At 73.3% G+C, this 15,003-nt stretch carries 17 protein-coding genes; 1 reads left to right on the forward strand and 16 read right to left on the reverse strand.

Going from position 1 to position 15,003, the window contains the following annotated elements; genetic code table 11:
- Positions 1-16: 16 nt before the first annotated feature.
- Positions 17-571 carry a M23 family metallopeptidase gene (locus ACL03H_RS18850; RefSeq protein WP_412812588.1) on the forward strand — a complete coding sequence of 185 codons (555 nt, stop codon included), beginning with the start codon at positions 17-19 and terminating at the stop codon, positions 569-571.
- A gap of 36 nt (positions 572-607) precedes the next feature.
- Here ACL03H_RS18850 and whiG read toward each other — a convergent pair whose 3' ends face one another.
- The 16 genes from whiG to ffh form a co-directional block, all read right to left on the reverse strand.
- Positions 608-1,657 carry an RNA polymerase sigma factor WhiG gene (whiG, locus tag ACL03H_RS18855; protein WP_412812589.1) on the reverse strand — a complete coding sequence of 350 codons (1,050 nt, stop codon included), beginning with the start codon at positions 1,655-1,657 and terminating at the stop codon, positions 608-610.
- Positions 1,632-2,603, reverse strand: a complete 972-nt coding sequence (locus tag ACL03H_RS18860; protein WP_412812590.1) for a tyrosine recombinase XerC — start codon at positions 2,601-2,603, stop codon at positions 1,632-1,634. The genes whiG and ACL03H_RS18860 overlap by 26 nt, the downstream gene beginning before the upstream one ends.
- 92 nt (positions 2,604-2,695) lie before the next feature.
- Entirely contained in the window at positions 2,696-3,832 is a 1,137-nt protein-coding gene (gene dprA / locus ACL03H_RS18865; protein WP_412812591.1) for a DNA-processing protein DprA, read from the reverse strand.
- Between the two features lie 133 nt (positions 3,833-3,965).
- Positions 3,966-5,480 (reverse strand): YifB family Mg chelatase-like AAA ATPase, encoded by a 1,515-nt coding sequence (locus ACL03H_RS18870; RefSeq protein ID WP_412812592.1) that lies wholly within the window; start codon positions 5,478-5,480, stop codon positions 3,966-3,968.
- Positions 5,481-5,894 (reverse strand): YraN family protein, encoded by a 414-nt coding sequence (locus ACL03H_RS18875; RefSeq protein WP_412812593.1) that lies wholly within the window; start codon positions 5,892-5,894, stop codon positions 5,481-5,483.
- A 246-nt stretch (positions 5,895-6,140) separates the two neighbouring features.
- Entirely contained in the window at positions 6,141-6,467 is a 327-nt protein-coding gene (locus ACL03H_RS18880; RefSeq protein WP_224959986.1) for a DUF2469 domain-containing protein, read from the reverse strand.
- 33 nt (positions 6,468-6,500) lie between these two features.
- The gene (locus ACL03H_RS18885) at positions 6,501-7,268 is read right to left on the reverse strand and encodes a ribonuclease HII (protein WP_412812594.1); all 768 of its coding nucleotides are present in this window, start codon (positions 7,266-7,268) and stop codon (positions 6,501-6,503) included.
- A gap of 2 nt (positions 7,269-7,270) precedes the next feature.
- Complete coding sequence (gene lepB, locus ACL03H_RS18890) at positions 7,271-8,194, reverse strand: signal peptidase I (RefSeq protein WP_412812595.1); 924 nt, start codon at positions 8,192-8,194, stop codon at positions 7,271-7,273.
- A gap of 284 nt (positions 8,195-8,478) precedes the next feature.
- On the reverse strand, positions 8,479-8,838 hold the full coding sequence (gene rplS, locus ACL03H_RS18895) for a 50S ribosomal protein L19 (RefSeq protein ID WP_412812596.1): 360 nt from the start codon (positions 8,836-8,838) through the stop codon (positions 8,479-8,481).
- A 202-nt stretch (positions 8,839-9,040) separates the two neighbouring features.
- Complete coding sequence (gene trmD, locus ACL03H_RS18900) at positions 9,041-9,835, reverse strand: tRNA (guanosine(37)-N1)-methyltransferase TrmD (protein ID WP_412812597.1); 795 nt, start codon at positions 9,833-9,835, stop codon at positions 9,041-9,043.
- 35 nt (positions 9,836-9,870) lie between these two features.
- Entirely contained in the window at positions 9,871-10,401 is a 531-nt protein-coding gene (gene rimM / locus ACL03H_RS18905) for a ribosome maturation factor RimM (RefSeq protein ID WP_412812598.1), read from the reverse strand.
- A gap of 7 nt (positions 10,402-10,408) precedes the next feature.
- Positions 10,409-10,648 carry an RNA-binding protein gene (locus ACL03H_RS18910; protein WP_412812599.1) on the reverse strand — a complete coding sequence of 80 codons (240 nt, stop codon included), beginning with the start codon at positions 10,646-10,648 and terminating at the stop codon, positions 10,409-10,411.
- Positions 10,645-11,094: a 30S ribosomal protein S16 gene (rpsP, locus tag ACL03H_RS18915; RefSeq protein ID WP_412812600.1), complete on the reverse strand. Its 450-nt coding sequence runs from the start codon at positions 11,092-11,094 to the stop codon at positions 10,645-10,647. Before rpsP ends, ACL03H_RS18910 begins: the two co-directional genes overlap by 4 nt.
- Positions 11,095-11,283: 189 nt before the next feature.
- Positions 11,284-12,090, reverse strand: a complete 807-nt coding sequence (locus tag ACL03H_RS18920; RefSeq protein ID WP_412812601.1) for a CPBP family intramembrane glutamic endopeptidase — start codon at positions 12,088-12,090, stop codon at positions 11,284-11,286.
- A 166-nt stretch (positions 12,091-12,256) separates the two neighbouring features.
- Positions 12,257-13,333 carry an amidohydrolase family protein gene (locus ACL03H_RS18925; protein WP_412812602.1) on the reverse strand — a complete coding sequence of 359 codons (1,077 nt, stop codon included), beginning with the start codon at positions 13,331-13,333 and terminating at the stop codon, positions 12,257-12,259.
- Entirely contained in the window at positions 13,330-14,910 is a 1,581-nt protein-coding gene (ffh, locus tag ACL03H_RS18930) for a signal recognition particle protein (RefSeq protein ID WP_412812603.1), read from the reverse strand. The genes ACL03H_RS18925 and ffh overlap by 4 nt, the downstream gene beginning before the upstream one ends.
- Positions 14,911-15,003: the final 93 nt, after the last annotated feature.

Genomic DNA, 15,003 nt, shown 5'->3' on the forward strand with positions numbered 1-15,003 from the left:
CGCGCACCGTGGAAGCATGTTCCCCGCTCCCCGATCTCCCCGTTCCCGCGCTGGTCAGGCCGGCCGGAACCGGGTCGCGTCGCTGGTCCCCCCGATCGTGGTGGCGGTGCTGCTGTGGCCCGGCGCCGGGGCGCCGCTCGCCTCCGGTGAGCCACCGGGGCAGGCCGGGTTCCGGCGCCCGCTGCCCGGCGGCGAGGTGTCCCGGCCGTTCGCCCCGCCCACCACGGCCTACGGCCCTGGCCATCGCGGCATCGACCTGCCGGGAGCCGCCGGGGCTCCGGTGTCGGCAGCGGGCTCGGGCGTGGTTCTGTTCGCCGGACCGCTCGCGGGACGGCCGCTGGTGTCCGTGCAGCACCCGGGCGGGCTGCGCACCACCTACGAGCCGGTTCGGCCCGTCGTCGAAGCGGGCCAGCGGGTCGCGGCCGGACAGCTGATCGGGCTGCTCGCCCCTGGGCATCCCGGTTGCGCCGTCCCGGCCTGCCTGCACTGGGGGGCGCTCCGGGGCGAGGTCTACCTCGACCCGATGGCCCTGCTCGGCGGGGTCGAGGTCCGGCTCCTGCCGTGGGACTGACCGGCCGAGGCGCTCAGGGGCGCGTGCCCGGCGCGGTCAGGTCTGGGGCTCGGTGAGCTTGCCGCGCAACCGCAGGACCGCGCGGGTGTGCAGCTGGCAGACGCGGGACTCGGTCACGCCGAGCACCTTGCCTATCTCGGCCAAGGTGAGGTTCTCGAAGTAGTAGAGGGTCACCACGACCCGGTCCCGATCGCTGAGCCGCTCAACCGCCTCCGCCAGCTGCCTGCGGCTGTCCCGGTCGACCAGGGCGGCCACCGGGTCCTCGGCGCGATCGTCGGGCAGCGTCTCGGCCAGCGAGGCGGGACCGCTGCTGCCGCTGATCAGGTCGTCGAGGGCGACCACGCTGGTCATCTGCAGCTGCGCGAACAGATCGTGCAGCTCCTCGGCGGAGACCTCCAGCTCGTCGGCCAGCTCGACGTCGGTCGCGTGCCGCTGGAGCTTGGCCTCCAGGCGCTCCAGAGCCCGTTCGAGATCGCGCGCCCGGCTGCGCACCGACCGGGGGACCCAGTCCTGCGCGCGGAGGTCGTCCAGGATGGCGCCCCGGATCCGCTGCATGGCGTAGGTCTCGAACTTCAGCCCGCGCTCGGGCTCGAACTTCTCGATCGCGTCGACCAGCCCGAAGATGCCCGACTGCACCAGGTCCGAGACCTCGACGTGCGAGGGGAGGCCGGTGCCGACCCGGCCCGCGACGTACTTGACCAGGGGCGCGTAGTGCAGCACCAGCCGGTCCCGCAGCTCCTGGTCGCGGTGTTCGCCGAAGGCCTGCCAGAGCGCGACGATGCCCGCTTCGACCTCGTCCGCGCTGCGCTGGTCGTCGTCGACCAGGTAGGAGAGCCGGGCCGCCGCCGTCCGCCGCGGCTCGGCCGGGCGGGCGGACCGGGACGCCGCGCCAGGGCGGGCGGTGTCCTCGTCGCGGCTGCCGTTGACCTGCGCGCCGTTGGTCGCGGGGCCGTGGCCGTTCCGGCCTTGCCGCGCGGTCGACTCGCCGGGGTCCCTCCTCGACGACATCGCTCTCGACGTCGCCTCCGCGGCCACGGTGCGGGCACCGCCCCCGGCGTCGTCAGGAACGGGGGTGGGTTCGGTCATGGATCGCCTTCAGCCGGTCGACGGTCACGTGGGTGTAAAGCTGGGTCGTTGCGAGCGTAGCGTGACCAAGCAACTCCTGAACGCTACGGAGGTCTGCTCCTCCTTCGAGCAGATGGGTCGCAGCTGAATGCCGCAGCCCGTGCGGCCCGACGTCGGTGGCGCCGGGCACCGTGCGCACCGCGTCGTGCACGACGCGGCGGGCCGTGCGCTGGTCCAGCCGACCCCCGCGGGCGCCGAGGAGGACGGCCGGGCCGGAGCGCTCGGTGCTCAGCGCGGGGCGTCCCGCCGACAGCCACCGTTCCAGTGCCGCATCGGCGGGTAGCCCGAACGGCACCGCGCGCTCCCGCCCGCCCTTGCCGAGCACCCGAAGCAGCCTGCGCTCCCGGTCGAGGTCGTCGAGGTCGAGCCCGCAGAGCTCTCCGACCCGGACCCCGGTGGCGTACAGCAGCTCCAGCAGGGCGTGGTCGCGCAGCGCTACCGGGTCGCCCTGCTCGGCGCCGAGCGCGGCGGACTCCATCGCCGATCCGGCCTGCTCGGCTCGCAGCACCCCGGGCAGCGTCCGCTGCTTGCCCGGGGCGGACAGCCGGGGGCCGGGATCGGCCGCGAGCAGACCGGCGCGGTGGGCCCACGCCGTGAAGGTCCGCACGGACGCGGCCCGCCGGGACAACGTCGCCCTGCTGATGCCCCGGCCGTGCTGGCCGGCCAGCCACGCACGCAGCGCGGGCAACGTCACGGCCTCCAGGCCGACCGGTTCCCCCGCCTGCTCGGCGATGTCCGCGAGCAGCGAGACGACGTCCCCGACGTAGGCCCGCACGGTGTGCTCGGACAGGCCGCGCTCGGCGGCGAGGTGGCGCTCGAACCTGTCGACGGCGGAGCTGGGCTCGCTCGCCAGGGACGCGCGCGCCGCGCGCAGGTCGGCTCTCGCAGCGGGCCGTCTGCGTTCCATATCGGAAACGCTCGTCCTTGGCGGGTGTCCGGTCAAGGGGGCCACGCCGTGAACGCGCTCCCATCCCGATTCCACCGGCGGTCGCTGGGCGTTCATCCGGCGCTCGCGTTCCAGCCCCCGTCCCGCCGCTCGACCAACCCGGCGAGCTCCAGTTCGGGCAGCAGGGCCCGAACGCTGCGCAGCGGCAGGCCGCACTCCTGCGCCAGCTGCCCGGCATCCGCTCCGCTGCAGGCGACCACGGCATCGTGCAGCAGCCGGGCGCGCGGTTGCAGCGAGTCGGTGCGGCGCGAGGCGGGCACCGGGTCCACCGGTGGCGCCGCCCCGAGCGGGTTGATCATTTCGAGCACCTGCGCCGTCGAGGTCACCAGCACCGCCTTCCCGGATCGGATCATGTCGTGGCAGCCGACGGAACTCGCCGAGGTCACCGGCCCCGGCGCGGCCATCAGCGGCAGTCCCAGCGCGTCGGCGGTGTTCGCCGTGTTGCCCGCCCCGCTGCGCGCCCCGGCCTCGACCACCACCGCGCCCTGACCGCAGGCGGCGATGAGCCGGTTGCGGACCAGGAACCGGTGGCGCCGCGGTGGCGTGCCCGGGGCGTACTCGGTCACCACCGCGCCCTGTTCGGCGATCGCCCGCAACAACCTGCTGTGCCCGGCCGGGTAGTCGAGGTCGATGCCGCAGGCGAGGAACGCGAGGGTGGTGCCGCCAGCGCTGAGCGCGCCCCGGTGCGCGGCCCCGTCGATCCCGTAGGCCGCGCCGGAGACGACCGCGCACCCGGCCCCGGCCAAGCCGTGCGCGAGCTCAGCGGCCAGGTGTTCGCCGTACCCGGTGGCGGCGCGGGCGCCGACGACGGAGACCGAGGAGCTCAGCGCGGAGCGCAGGTCGCCGCGGCCGCGCACCCAGAGCGCCAGCGGGGCGCCCATGCCGGGCACGCCCACCTCGGCGGCCCCGGCCAGCAGGCCGAGCCGCTCCAGCGGCCACTCCGGGTCTTCCGGGACGAGCAGCCGCGCCCCGGCCCGGTCCGCCTCCGCGAGCAGCCGGGTGCCGGAGACGTGCTCCCGGCGGGCCTCGACCTCGTCGGTGACGGCCCCGGGGACCGCGCCTCGGCGCACCAGCTCGGCGGCGCGGACCGGTCCGTGCTCCGCGACGCACGCGGCCAGAGCGGGCGCCGGCGGTTCCGCCACCGCCGCCAGGTAGGCCCTGGCCCGGCGCAGCGAGTCGTCAGGGCTCATGACCGCCTCCCCCCGCCTGTCCCGCCGGACTCCGGGTGATCGTGGTCCGGCACGGCGAACCGATGCGTCCGCCGCGTCCAGGACGAGCACCACCCGGAATCGAGATGAATCGCTGGCAACGCTTGCACGGGAGTCATCCGACCCTCCGTTCCCGGAACGCGAGCGCCGAGGCGACGTGCTCGGCCTCGGGCCGCTCGCGGCCGTCCAGGTCCGCCAGGGTCCACGCCACCCGCAGGCAGCGGTCCGCACCGCGCGCGGTCAGCGCGCCCACGTCGAGCCCGCGGTCCAGCAGCGCCGTCGCCGCGCCCGGCAGCGCGAACTCCCGGCGCAGCACCGGACCCGGCACCTCACCGTTGGTCCGCCAACCGTGGCCGGCCCAGCGCCGGGCCGCGCACTCCCGCGCCCGGCACACCCGTTCCCGCACCGCCGCCGAGGCCTCCACCTGATCCCCGCCGCGCATCGAGGTCGCGGTGACGGGGCGCATGTCCACCCGCAGGTCGACCCGGTCCAGCAGCGGCCCGGAGAGCCTGCCGAAGTAGCGCCGTCGCACCTGCGGCGCGCAATGGCAGTCCACGTCCCGCGCCGGGGCGCAGGGGCACGGGTTGGTGGCCAGCACGAGCTGGAACCGCGCCGGGTAGCGCAGGGTCCCGTCCCGCCGGGACAACCGGACCTCCCCCTCCTCCAGGGCGGTGCGCAGCGCCTCCAGGTGTCGCGCCCCGAACTCGCACGCTTCGTCCAGGAACAGCGTTCCCCGGTGCGCCCTGCTGACCGCGCCCGGCCGCGCCAGGCCCGCTCCCCCACCGATGAGGCCGGGGATCGAGGTGGAGTGGTGTGGGGCCACGAACGGCGGCCCCTCGGGCAGCACCGCGCCGGTGAGCTCACCCGCCACCGAGCGAACCGCGGCGACCTCCAGCTCCTCCTGCCCGGACAGCTCCGGCAGCAGCCCGTTGAGCCGCCGGGCCAGCATCGTCTTGCCCGTTCCCGGCGGCCCGACCAGCAGCAGGTGGTGACCGCCCGCCGCGGCGACCTCCAGCGCCCAGCGCGCCTCCGGCTGGCCCAGCACGTCGGCCAGGTCCTCGGGCTCCGCGCGCACCGGAGCGGCGAGCTCCGGCGGCTCGGTCACCAGGTCGGCGGTGCCGCGCAGCCAGCGGACCACCTCGTCCAGCCGGGTCGCGCCGAGCACCTCGACGCCCTCGACCAACCGCGCCTCCGCGAGACCCTCGACGGGCACCACCGCCCGGCGGATGCCCTCCCGCCGCGCCGCCAGCAGCCCGGGCAGCAGGCCGCGGACCTGGCGGATCCGCCCGTCCAGCGCGAGCTCTCCGAACAGCACCGCGCCCTCCAGCCGCCGCGGCGGGACCTGCTCGGCCCCGGCGAGGACCGCGCAGGCCAGGGCCAGGTCGTAGGAGGTGCCCGCCTTCGGCAGCGCGGCGGGTGAGAGCGCCAGCGTCACGCAGCTCTTCGGCCACTCCTCCCCGCTGTTCCGCACCGCGGCGCGCACCCGGTTCTTCGACTCCTGCAGCGCCGTGTCCGGCAGGCCCAGCAACTGCACGCTCGGCAGCCCGCCCGTGCGCACGTCGGCCTCGATCTCCACCAGCACGCCGTCCACCCCGAACAGCGCCACCGCGTAGGTCCTGCGCAGCGCCATTCAGATCACCCCCGGCAGGTGTTCGAGGGTGATGGGACCCCGCGCCGGCCACAGCACGGAGATGACGTCGAACCTGACCTGGCATCCGCTGAGCCGCTGGTGCGCGAGCCACGCCCGCGCCAGCTCCCGCAACCGCCGGATCTTGTTCGGCCCCAGCGCGTCCACCGGCGCCCCGTAGTCGATCCCGGAGCGGGTCTTCACCTCGCAGAACACCACGCGCTGACCGTCGGTGCCGATGATGTCGAGCTCGCCGTGCGCGGTGCGCCAGTTTCGGGCGAGCACGGAGACGCCCAACGCCTCCAGGTGCTCGGCGGCGAGCCGTTCTCCGGCGCGCCCGAGCGCGTGGGTTCCTTCGCCGTGCACGTCGGAGAGCGCTCCGCGCAGCGGCCGGTAGTCGAGGGTGGGCGCGGCCATGTCGTCCTCCAGGGCTCGGGGAAGGCGGAGCGGATCTCCGCCGCGCTTCCCACGGTGCCCCGGCCGATCGGGCCCGACCAGACCCAACTGGGAAATCTGTGGATGGATCGCCGCCCTGTGGACAACTCCATCGAGAACGATCTATGAAAGCCGCCGGGCGACCCCGCTCACGTCGAACGGGTGGTCACCCGCGGATGACCACCCGTTCGACGAACCTCCACCGGGCCACCCGCCCGGTCCGGCCGCTCAGCTCCCGCCGAACGGCCCGTTCTCCGGCAACCGGAGATCGGGTTTGTCCAGCTCCTCGACGTTGACGTCCTTGAAGGTGATCACACGGACGTTCTTGACGAACCGCGCTGGCCGGTACATGTCCCACACCCACGCGTCCGACATGGACACCTCGAAGTAGACCTCCGAATCGGAGTTGCGCACCTGCACGTCCACCGCGTTCGCCAGGTAGAAGCGCCGCTCGGTCTCCACGACGTAGGTGAACTGCCCGACGATGTCGCGGTACTCCTTGTAGAGCTGCAGCTCCATCTCGGTCTCGTACTTCTCGAGATCCTCGGCGCTCATCCCAGTGCGAGCCCTTCCCCGTCGCCGTTCGTCCTACGTTGGCCCATTGTCCACCACTTCCCCCTCCGAAGCATCGAACAAACCGGGTTTGCTGGTGACGGTGCGCGGCGAGCGCATCCCGCGCAGCCGAGCCGCGGCCACCACGTTCGAGTAGGACCACCGGTGCTGCGCGCTCGGTCCCCGTGCGCGCATCGCCGCGGTGTGCTCGGCCGTGCAGTACCCCTTGTGCCCCGCGAAGCCGTACTGCGGCATCGCCTCGTCGAGCTCGCGCATGATGCGGTCCCGGGTGACCTTCGCCAGCACCGACGCGGCCGCCACGCAGGCGGCCACCAGATCGCCCTTGAGCACAGCCAGGCTCGGTGCCGCCAGCCCCGGAACCCGGAAGCCGTCGGTGAGCACGTAGCCCGGGTGCTCCGGCAACCGGGCGACCGCGCGCCGCATCCCCTCCAGGTTCGCCACGTGGACGCCCAGCGCGTCCACGTCCGCCGCCTCGATGACGACGGTCGACCAGGCCGCGGCCCGCCGCACGATCACCGCGTGCAGCCGCTCCCGCTCGGCCTCGGACAGCACCTTCGAATCGGTGAGGCCCTCGAACCGCCGGGCGTCGCCGGGCCGCAGCACGCAGGCGGCCACCACCAGCGGCCCCGCGCACGCACCGCGCCCGGCCTCGTCCACCCCGGCGACCGGCCCCAGCCCGCAGCGATCCACGGCGCTCTGCAGCGCCCAGTTGCCGCTGCTGCGGCGGATCACCGGTCGCGGCGGGCGCCAGCCCGCCTCGGCGGCAGCGAGCCTCGGTGCCACCGTCAGCGACGCTCCTCGCGACGCCTGCGCAGCGAGGCCGTGATCCGGCGGCCCGTCCACACCACCGGGAACGCGGCGGCGAGGCCGACCCCGGCGGGCAGCCCCGCCTGCCAGGCGGGCGCGCCCAGGCTCTGCGCGTCGGACTGCGGGTCGAAGTCCGAGACGCTCTGCCAGCGCTGCGGCGGCAGCACGATCAACTGGGCCTTGCCGATCACGTGGTCCACGGGAACCGCGCCGTTCAGGCCCCCACCGCCCTGGAAGCGGGAGTCGGACGAGTCGTTGCGGTTGTCGCCCTGCACCCACAGGTAGCCCTCGGGCACCGTGATCGGCGCGAAGTCGGGCTGCTTGTCGCTGCGGCCGGGCTCCCAGTAGATGTAGGGCTCGTTGAGCGGCTCGCCGTCGACGATCATGCGGTTCTGGTCGTCGCAGCACTCGACGGTCTGCCCGCCGGTCGCCATCACGCGCTTGACGAAGTCCTTCTCGTCCGGCGAGCCGAAGCCGACCAGCGACATGGCCCCCTGCAGGAAGCCCACCACCGGGTTCGAGGGCTCGGGGACCTCGAAGTCGTTCTGCCCCCAGGTCTCGGGGCCGCGGAACACGACGACGTCACCGGGGTGCGGGTCGGTGAACCGGTAGGACACCTTGTCCACCAGCACCCGGTCGTTCTGGCAGCCCGTGCAGCCGTGCAGCGTCTGCTCCATCGACTGCGAGGGAATCACGTAGACCCGGGCCAGGAAGGCCTGGATCAGGATCGTCAGCACCAGGGCGGTGACGATCAGGATCGGCAGCTCCCGCCAGAACGACCCCTTCCGCTCGCGCGAACGGCGCCCCCGCGAGCGGCCACCGCCCTCCCCGTCAGGGTGTTCGGCAGCCGCGTTGTCGCGGGGCTCTTCTTCTGGTCCGGTGGAGCGCATGACGTCGGCCACGCGGTCAGGCTACTGGAACCGCGGTCCGTCCCAGCCGACTCCCCCGCGCGGGGCCGCCTCGGCACTCGTGGCGGCGTTCCGCCGGTGACGTGCGGGTTCGCCGCCGGAAGGCGATCAGCCCGGGCTCCGGGGAACGGGTGACGGGGCGCGATGTGCCGGGGGCCACCCGTCGCGTTCACCTGATCGTGGATCAAGGAAATCCTCAGCGGGAACGAAAAGGACGGCCCGGGCGCCGAAGCGCCCGGACCGTCCGGAAGTCACGCGCCCGCCACGGGCGGTACCGCTCAGGAAGCGGCGATCGGCTCCCGCTTCTCCTTGATCTTGGCGGCCTTGCCGCGCAGCTCGCGCAGGTAGTACAGCTTCGCGCGGCGGACCCGGCCGCGGGTGGCGACCTCGACCTTGGCGATGTTGGGGCTGTGCACCGGGAAGGTGCGCTCCACGCCGACACCGAAGGAGATCTTGCGGACGGTGAAGGTCTCGCGGACTCCCGCGCCCTGGCGGCGGATCACGACGCCCTGGAAGACCTGGTTCCGCTCGCGCGAACCCTCGATGACGCGGACGTAGACCTTCAGCGTGTCGCCAGGCCGGAAGGCCGGAATGTCGGAACGCAGCGACTGGGCGTCCAGAGCGTCCAGGGTGTTCATCGGTGGGCCGTCCTCATCCGTGTCGTAGGCACCCGTGCATTCGCGGATCGTGGCCGGGTCTGCACCGCGGCCGCCGCCTGACACGGGGGTTGTCTTGCGATGTGCGCGCCGGTACAACCTCCGGCTTCAGCAACCCGTCAAGTGTGCCAGACGCGCAGGCAGGCGCCGGAACCGGCCCCGCTGGAGCGCTCGCACCGGCGGATCAGCCCTGCCCCTGCAGCGGCGTCCCGTCCGGGACATCCGCTTCATCTTCGCCCCGGAGTCTATCGAGCCGGGCTCGGTCCTTCGCGTCCAGGGCCTCCGCGGGCAGTTCCGCGAGCAGGTCGGGACGCCGGCGGTAGGTCCGCTCCAGGGCCTGATCGCGGCGCCAGCGGGCGATCGCGGCGTGATTGCCGGAGCGCAGCACCTCCGGCACCGGTCGCTCCCGCCACACCTCGGGACGGGTGTAGCTGGGGCCTTCGAGCAGGCCGTCGGAGAAGGAGTCCTGCTCGGCGGAGGCGGGATTGCCCAGCACCCCGGGCAGCAGCCGCGCCACCGCTTCGATCATGGTCAGCGCGGCGACCTCGCCGCCGACGAGGACGTAGTCACCGATCGAGACCTCCTCGACCGGCATCCGGTCGGCCGCCTCGTCGATCACGCGCTGGTCGATGCCCTCGTAGCGACCGCAGGCGAACACCAGCCACGGTTCAGCCGACCAGCGGACAGCGGTCCGCTGGGTGAACGGCCGGCCGGCCGGGGTGGGCACCACCAGCCGGGGCACGCCCTCGCCGGAACCGCTGATCTCGTCCAGGGCCTCGCCCCAGACGTCGGGCTTCATCACCATGCCGGGACCGCCGCCGTACGGGCTGTCGTCCACGGCCCGGTGGACGTCGTGGGTCCAGTCCCGCAGGTCGTGCACGCCGACGGAGATCTTCTCCCGCTCGATGGCCTTGCCCAGCAGCGCGGCGCGCAGCGGGGCCAGGTACTCCGGGAAGATCGTGACGACGTCGATGCGCAACGGGGGCGTTCCTTAGCGGGTAGGAGATCGGGCGGTCAGTCGTCGGTGAGCAGGCCCTCGGGCGGGTCCACCACCACGCGGCCGCCCGCCAGATCGACCTCCGGCACGATCTCCGCGACGAACGGCACGAGTCGCTCCACGCCTTCGGGAGTGCGCACCGACAGCAGCTCCCCGCCCGGGGTGTGCACGACCTCGCGGACCACGCCGACCTCGTCCCCCGTCGGCAGTTCGACGCGAAGGCCCTCGAGCTCGTGGTCGTGGAACTCGTCCGGGTCCTCCGTGGCCTCCAGCTCGTCGGCGCCCACCGTGAGCGTGGCGCCGCGCAGCCGCTCGGCCTCGTCCATGCCGTCCACGGACTCGAAGCGCACCAGCAGCCGCCCGGCGTGCGGCCGGGCGGCTGTCACGGTGAGCGAGTCCGGCACGGCCGCTCCGCGCCGCTGGACGCCGAGCACCGCGCCCGGCGCGAACCGCAGCTCGGGGCTGTCGGTGCGCACGTCCACGACGACCTCGCCGCGCACGCCGTGCGGCTTGACCACCCTGCCGACGGCCAGCACCGGACTCGTCATGCCGTCCTCACCGATCGGTGTCGACCACGTCGACCCGGATTCCCCGGCCGCCGATCCCGGAGATCACGGTGCGCAGCGAGGTCGCGGTGCGACCGCCGCGCCCGATGACCTTGCCCAGGTCCTCGGGGTTCACGTGCACCTCGAGGGTGCGACCGCGCCGGGTGGTGAGGAGTTGGACGCGGACATCGTCGGGGTTGTCGACGATGCCGCGCACCAGGTGTTCGAGCGCGTCCGCGAGGACCGTCACGCCTGGCCGTCCTCGGGCTTCTGCTCCTCGGCGGCGGCCGCGTCGGCCTCGGCCTTCTTGCCGCCCTTCTTCTTGGGCGTCGTCGCCGCGGCGACGGTGTCCTCACCGGCGGCGGCCAGAGCGGCGTTGAACAGCTCCTGCTTGCTCGGCTTCGGCTCGGCGACCTTCAGGGTGCCCTCCGCGCCCGGCAGGCCCTTGAACTTCTGCCAGTCGCCGGTGACCTCCAGGATGCTCTGCACCGGCTCGGTCGGCTGCGCGCCGACACCCAGCCAGTACTGCGCCCGCTCGGAGTCGACGATGATGCGGCTCGGCTCGTCCATCGGGTGGTACTGACCGATGGTCTCGATCGCCCGGCCGTTGCGGCGGGTGCGCGAGTCGGCGACGACGATGCGGTAGTGCGGCTCCCGGATCTTACCGATCCGCGCCAGCTTGATCTTCACAGCCACGGGTGCTGGTGCTCCTCAAACTCTCGTTCGTGCTCGGGTGAGCAAACCAAGCCGTGTGGGGAATTACGGTGTGGAACGCTCATACGTCGATGGCCGCGGACGGTGAGAGGGACCGACTCGCAGCGAACAGGCGCTTATTCTGCCAGATGCCCGGCCCGCTCTCGCAGGAGGTCCCGGCCGGGCCGCAGCTCAGGCGGGGGCCTGCACGCCCAGCGAGATCAGCAGCAGTCCCACCGCGGGCAGGAAGTTGTTCACCTGGTGCGCGACGACGCTCGCGGTGAGCCGTCCGGTGCGCATCCGCGCCACGCCGATCGGGATCGCGATGATCAGCAACAGCCAGGTGCGCTCCGGCTCCAGGTGCCCGATCGCGAACACCGCCGTGCTGAGCACGAAGGCGCTGATCCGGCTCCACCGCAACCGCTCCATCGCCCCCCACAGCAACCCGCGGTAGAGGATCTCCTCGCACACCGGGGCGATCAGCCACACGTGCAAGAAGATCAGCACTGCCAGCGGCAGCGGCAAGCGCACCCCGTCGAGCAGGCTGCTGACCGTGGAGGTCGCGTTCTCCGGACCCACCCAGTTCATCCAGATCATCGACGCGACCGTCGTGCTGAGCAGGCCGATCAACCCGATGCCGAACCCGGTGGTGACGTCCGACCACCGCCAGTGCAGCCCGAAGTCGAGGCGCGGCCCGTTCCCGCGCACCACGGTGATCACGACCGCCACCGCGGCCGACAGCAGCGTCGGCAGCATCAGCATCAGCACGAGCGCCAGCGAGAACCACGAGCTCTCCCGCGGATCGCCGAACAGCGCGGCCAGCGTCACCGAGGCGAGGATGAACACGGCCTCCGCGAGGAAGAACGCGCCGAAGCCCCAGCGGTGATCGCGCTCGGCGGGCGGGGTCGGGACTCGGGTCGCCGTGCCGGTGCCGCCGGGGAGCGGACCGCCGTCCGAGGCGGGAACGCCTTCCGCGGGCTCGGGCTGCGGTACCTGCACGGGCGCCTCCGTCTCGCCGAGAGCGGCGCTCCGGGACGCGCTCGTCCGGGAATCCCACCGCTCGGCCGTGGTCTGTTCTCCAGCACGCCGAATTCCGGCGGAATCGCAAGGTTACCTTCGCCCTCGCGCGGCCCACATCCGATCCCGGACGCGGGTGGGCCGTCGTTCAGGTGACGACGGCACCCCGCAGCACGATGCGCCGGGGGTGGCGCAGCGCCGCGAGGTCGTGGCGCGGATCGGTGTCGTAGCAGACCAGGTCGGCCGGGGCACCGTGTCGCAACCCGTCGTGCCCGAGCCAGTCGCGGGCCGCCCAGGACGCGGCGCCGAGCGCCTGCTCGGCGGACATGCCGACGCGGTGCAGCGCGCGGATCTCGTCGACGAGCACGCCGTGCTCGATGCCACCGCCCGCGTCGGTGCCCGCGTACACGGGCACGCCCGCCTCGACGGCCTTGGCGACGGTCGCGTCGCCCCGGTCGTAGAGCGCGGTCATGTGCGCCGCGTAGTCCGGGTACTTCGTCGCCGCGGCGGCGAAGGACGGGAAGTTCTCGATGTTCACCAGCGTGGGGACGAGCGCGGTGCCGGTGCGGGCCATCAGCTCGACGGTGTCGTCGGTGAGCCCGGTGCCGTGCTCGACGCAGTCGATGCCCGCCGCGAGCAGGCCGGGCAGCGCGTCCTCGCCGAAGACGTGCGCGGTGACCCGGGCGCCGTGCGCGTGCGCTACGGCGATGGACTCGGCCAGCACCTCATCGCTCCACAGCGGGGTGAGGTCCCCGGCGGAGCGGTCGATCCAGTCCCCGACCAGCTTCACCCAGCCGTCCCCCGCGGCCGCCTGCTCGGCGACCGCCGCGGGCAGCTGCGACTCGTGCTCCAGCTGATCCGCGAGGTACGGGATGTAGCGCTTGGGCTTCGCCAGGTGCCGACCCGCGCGGATGAGCCGCGGCAGGTCGGCGCGCTCCTGCAGCGGCCGGGTGTCGATCGGCGATCCGCAGTCGCGCAGCAGCAGCGCGCCCGAGTCGCGGTCGGCCTCCGCCTGGCGCACCGCCTCGTCGAGCTCCACCGGGCCCTTCGGACCGATCCCGACGTGGCAGTGCGCGTCGACGAGCCCGGGCAGCACGTAGCCCCCGTCGAACACCGTCGTCGCGCCCGCCAGCGGAGTGCGGCTGAGCAGGCCACCGGCGATCCAGAGATCACCGGGTTCGCCCTCCGGCAGCAGCACCCCGCGCAGGTGCAGCGGCGCGGTCACTTCTTCTTCTTGCCGCCGAAGTTCAGCTTGGACGGGTCGAATCCGGGCGGGAGCTCGTTGAGCCCGCCCTCCAGCTTGGACATGTCCTGCTTCCCCGCGCCGCCGGGCATCCCGCCCGGGAGCCCGCCGGGCATCCCACCGGGCGGCAGGCCGGGGAATCCGCCGGGCATCCCGCGCATCCCCTTCGGCGGGGTCGGCCCCTTGGCCTTCCCCTTGCGGTTCTTGCCCTTGCCCTTCTTGCCCTTCTTGCCGCCGCCCCCGCCGCCGAAGCCGCCGAACTGGCCGGCCATCTGCTGCATCATCTTGCGGGCCTCGAAGAACCGGTTCACCAGGTCGTTGATGTCGCTGACGTTGACACCGGAGCCCTTGGCGATGCGCTGCCGCCGGGAGGCGTTGATGATCTTCGGGTCGGCGCGCTCGGCGGGCGTCATGCCGTGGATGATCGCCTGAACCCGGTCCAGGTTCTTCTCGTCGAAGTTGGCGAGCTGGTCCTTCATCTGCCCGGCACCCGGCAGCATCCCCAGCAGGTTCTGCAGCGGGCCCATCCGGCGGACCGCCTGCATCTGCTCCAGGAAGTCCTCCAGGGTGAGCTGCCCGGAGCCGAGCTTCTGCGCGGCCTGCTCGGCCTGGTCGGCGTCGAAGGCCTGCTCGGCCTGCTCGATCAGGGTGAGCATGTCGCCCATGCCGAGGATCCGGCTCGCCATCCGGTCGGGGTGGAAGACGTCGAAGTCCTCCAGCTTCTCCCCGTTGGAGGCGAACATGATCGGCTGGCCGGTCACGTGCCGCACCGACAGCGCGGCACCACCGCGGGCGTCGCCGTCGAGCTTGGTGAGCACCACGCCGGAGAAGCCGACCCCGTCGCGGAAGGCCTCCGCGGTGGACACCGCGTCCTGACCGATCATCGCGTCGACGACGAACAGGACCTCGTCCGGCTGGACCGCGTCCCGGATGTCGGCGGCCTGGCGCATCATCTCCTCGTCGACGCCGAGGCGGCCCGCGGTGTCGACGATGACGACGTCGTGCTGGGCGCGCTTGGCCTCGTCGAGGCTGCGCCGCGCCACGTCCACCGGGTCACCGGTGCCGTTGCCGGGCTCCGGTGCGAACACCGGCACCCCGGCGCGCTCGCCGACGACCTGGAGCTGGGTGACGGCGTTGGGGCGCTGCAGGTCGCAGGCGACCAGCATCGGGGTGTGCCCCTGCCCGGCCAGCCACTTGGCGAGCTTGCCGGAGAGCGTGGTCTTGCCGGAGCCCTGGAGACCGGCGAGCAGGATCACCGTGGGCGGGTTCTTGGCGTGCTCCAGCCTGCGGGTCTCGCCGCCGAGGATGCCGACGAGCTCCTCGTTGACGATCTTGATGACCTGCTGGGCGGGGTTGAGCGCGCCCGAGACCTCGGCACCCTTCGCGCGGTCCTTGACACCCGCGATGAACGCGCGGACCACCGGCAGCGCCACGTCCGCTTCGAGCAGCGCGATGCGGATCTCGCGCGCGGTGGCGTCGATGTCGGCGTCCGAGAGCCGGCCCTTGCCGCGCAGGTTCTGCAGGACCGAGGTGAGCCGATCGCTAAGGGTGTCGAACACGGGTTCTCGCCGCTCCTGAGTCGAATGGTGTACCTGGGGGTCGAGGGTAACCGCCCTCGTCGGCGCCGAGGGCGGCCGCCGGGCGGGACCCCG

The sequence above is a fragment of the Saccharopolyspora antibiotica genome, from assembly GCF_047200635.1.
GTDB lineage: Bacteria > Actinomycetota > Actinomycetes > Mycobacteriales > Pseudonocardiaceae > Saccharopolyspora_C.

Bases quoted from the DNA above. Each gene is read 5' to 3' on its own strand.
- dprA (WP_412812591.1), bottom strand. From the start codon at position 3,832: ATGAGCCCTGACGACTCGCTGCGCCGGGCCAGGGCCTACCTGGCGGCG.
- rimM (WP_412812598.1), bottom strand. From the start codon at position 10,401: ATGACGAGTCCGGTGCTGGCCGTCGGCAGGGTGGTCAAGCCGCACGGC.
- ACL03H_RS18860 (WP_412812590.1), bottom strand. From the start codon at position 2,603: ATGGAACGCAGACGGCCCGCTGCGAGAGCCGACCTGCGCGCGGCGCGC.
- rplS (WP_412812596.1), bottom strand. From the start codon at position 8,838: ATGAACACCCTGGACGCTCTGGACGCCCAGTCGCTGCGTTCCGACATT.
- ACL03H_RS18850 (WP_412812588.1), top strand. From the start codon at position 17: ATGTTCCCCGCTCCCCGATCTCCCCGTTCCCGCGCTGGTCAGGCCGGC.
- ACL03H_RS18870 (WP_412812592.1), bottom strand. From the start codon at position 5,480: ATGGCGCTGCGCAGGACCTACGCGGTGGCGCTGTTCGGGGTGGACGGC.
- whiG (WP_412812589.1), bottom strand. From the start codon at position 1,657: ATGACCGAACCCACCCCCGTTCCTGACGACGCCGGGGGCGGTGCCCGC.
- ACL03H_RS18880 (WP_224959986.1), bottom strand. From the start codon at position 6,467: ATGAGCGCCGAGGATCTCGAGAAGTACGAGACCGAGATGGAGCTGCAG.
- ACL03H_RS18875 (WP_412812593.1), bottom strand. From the start codon at position 5,894: ATGGCCGCGCCCACCCTCGACTACCGGCCGCTGCGCGGAGCGCTCTCC.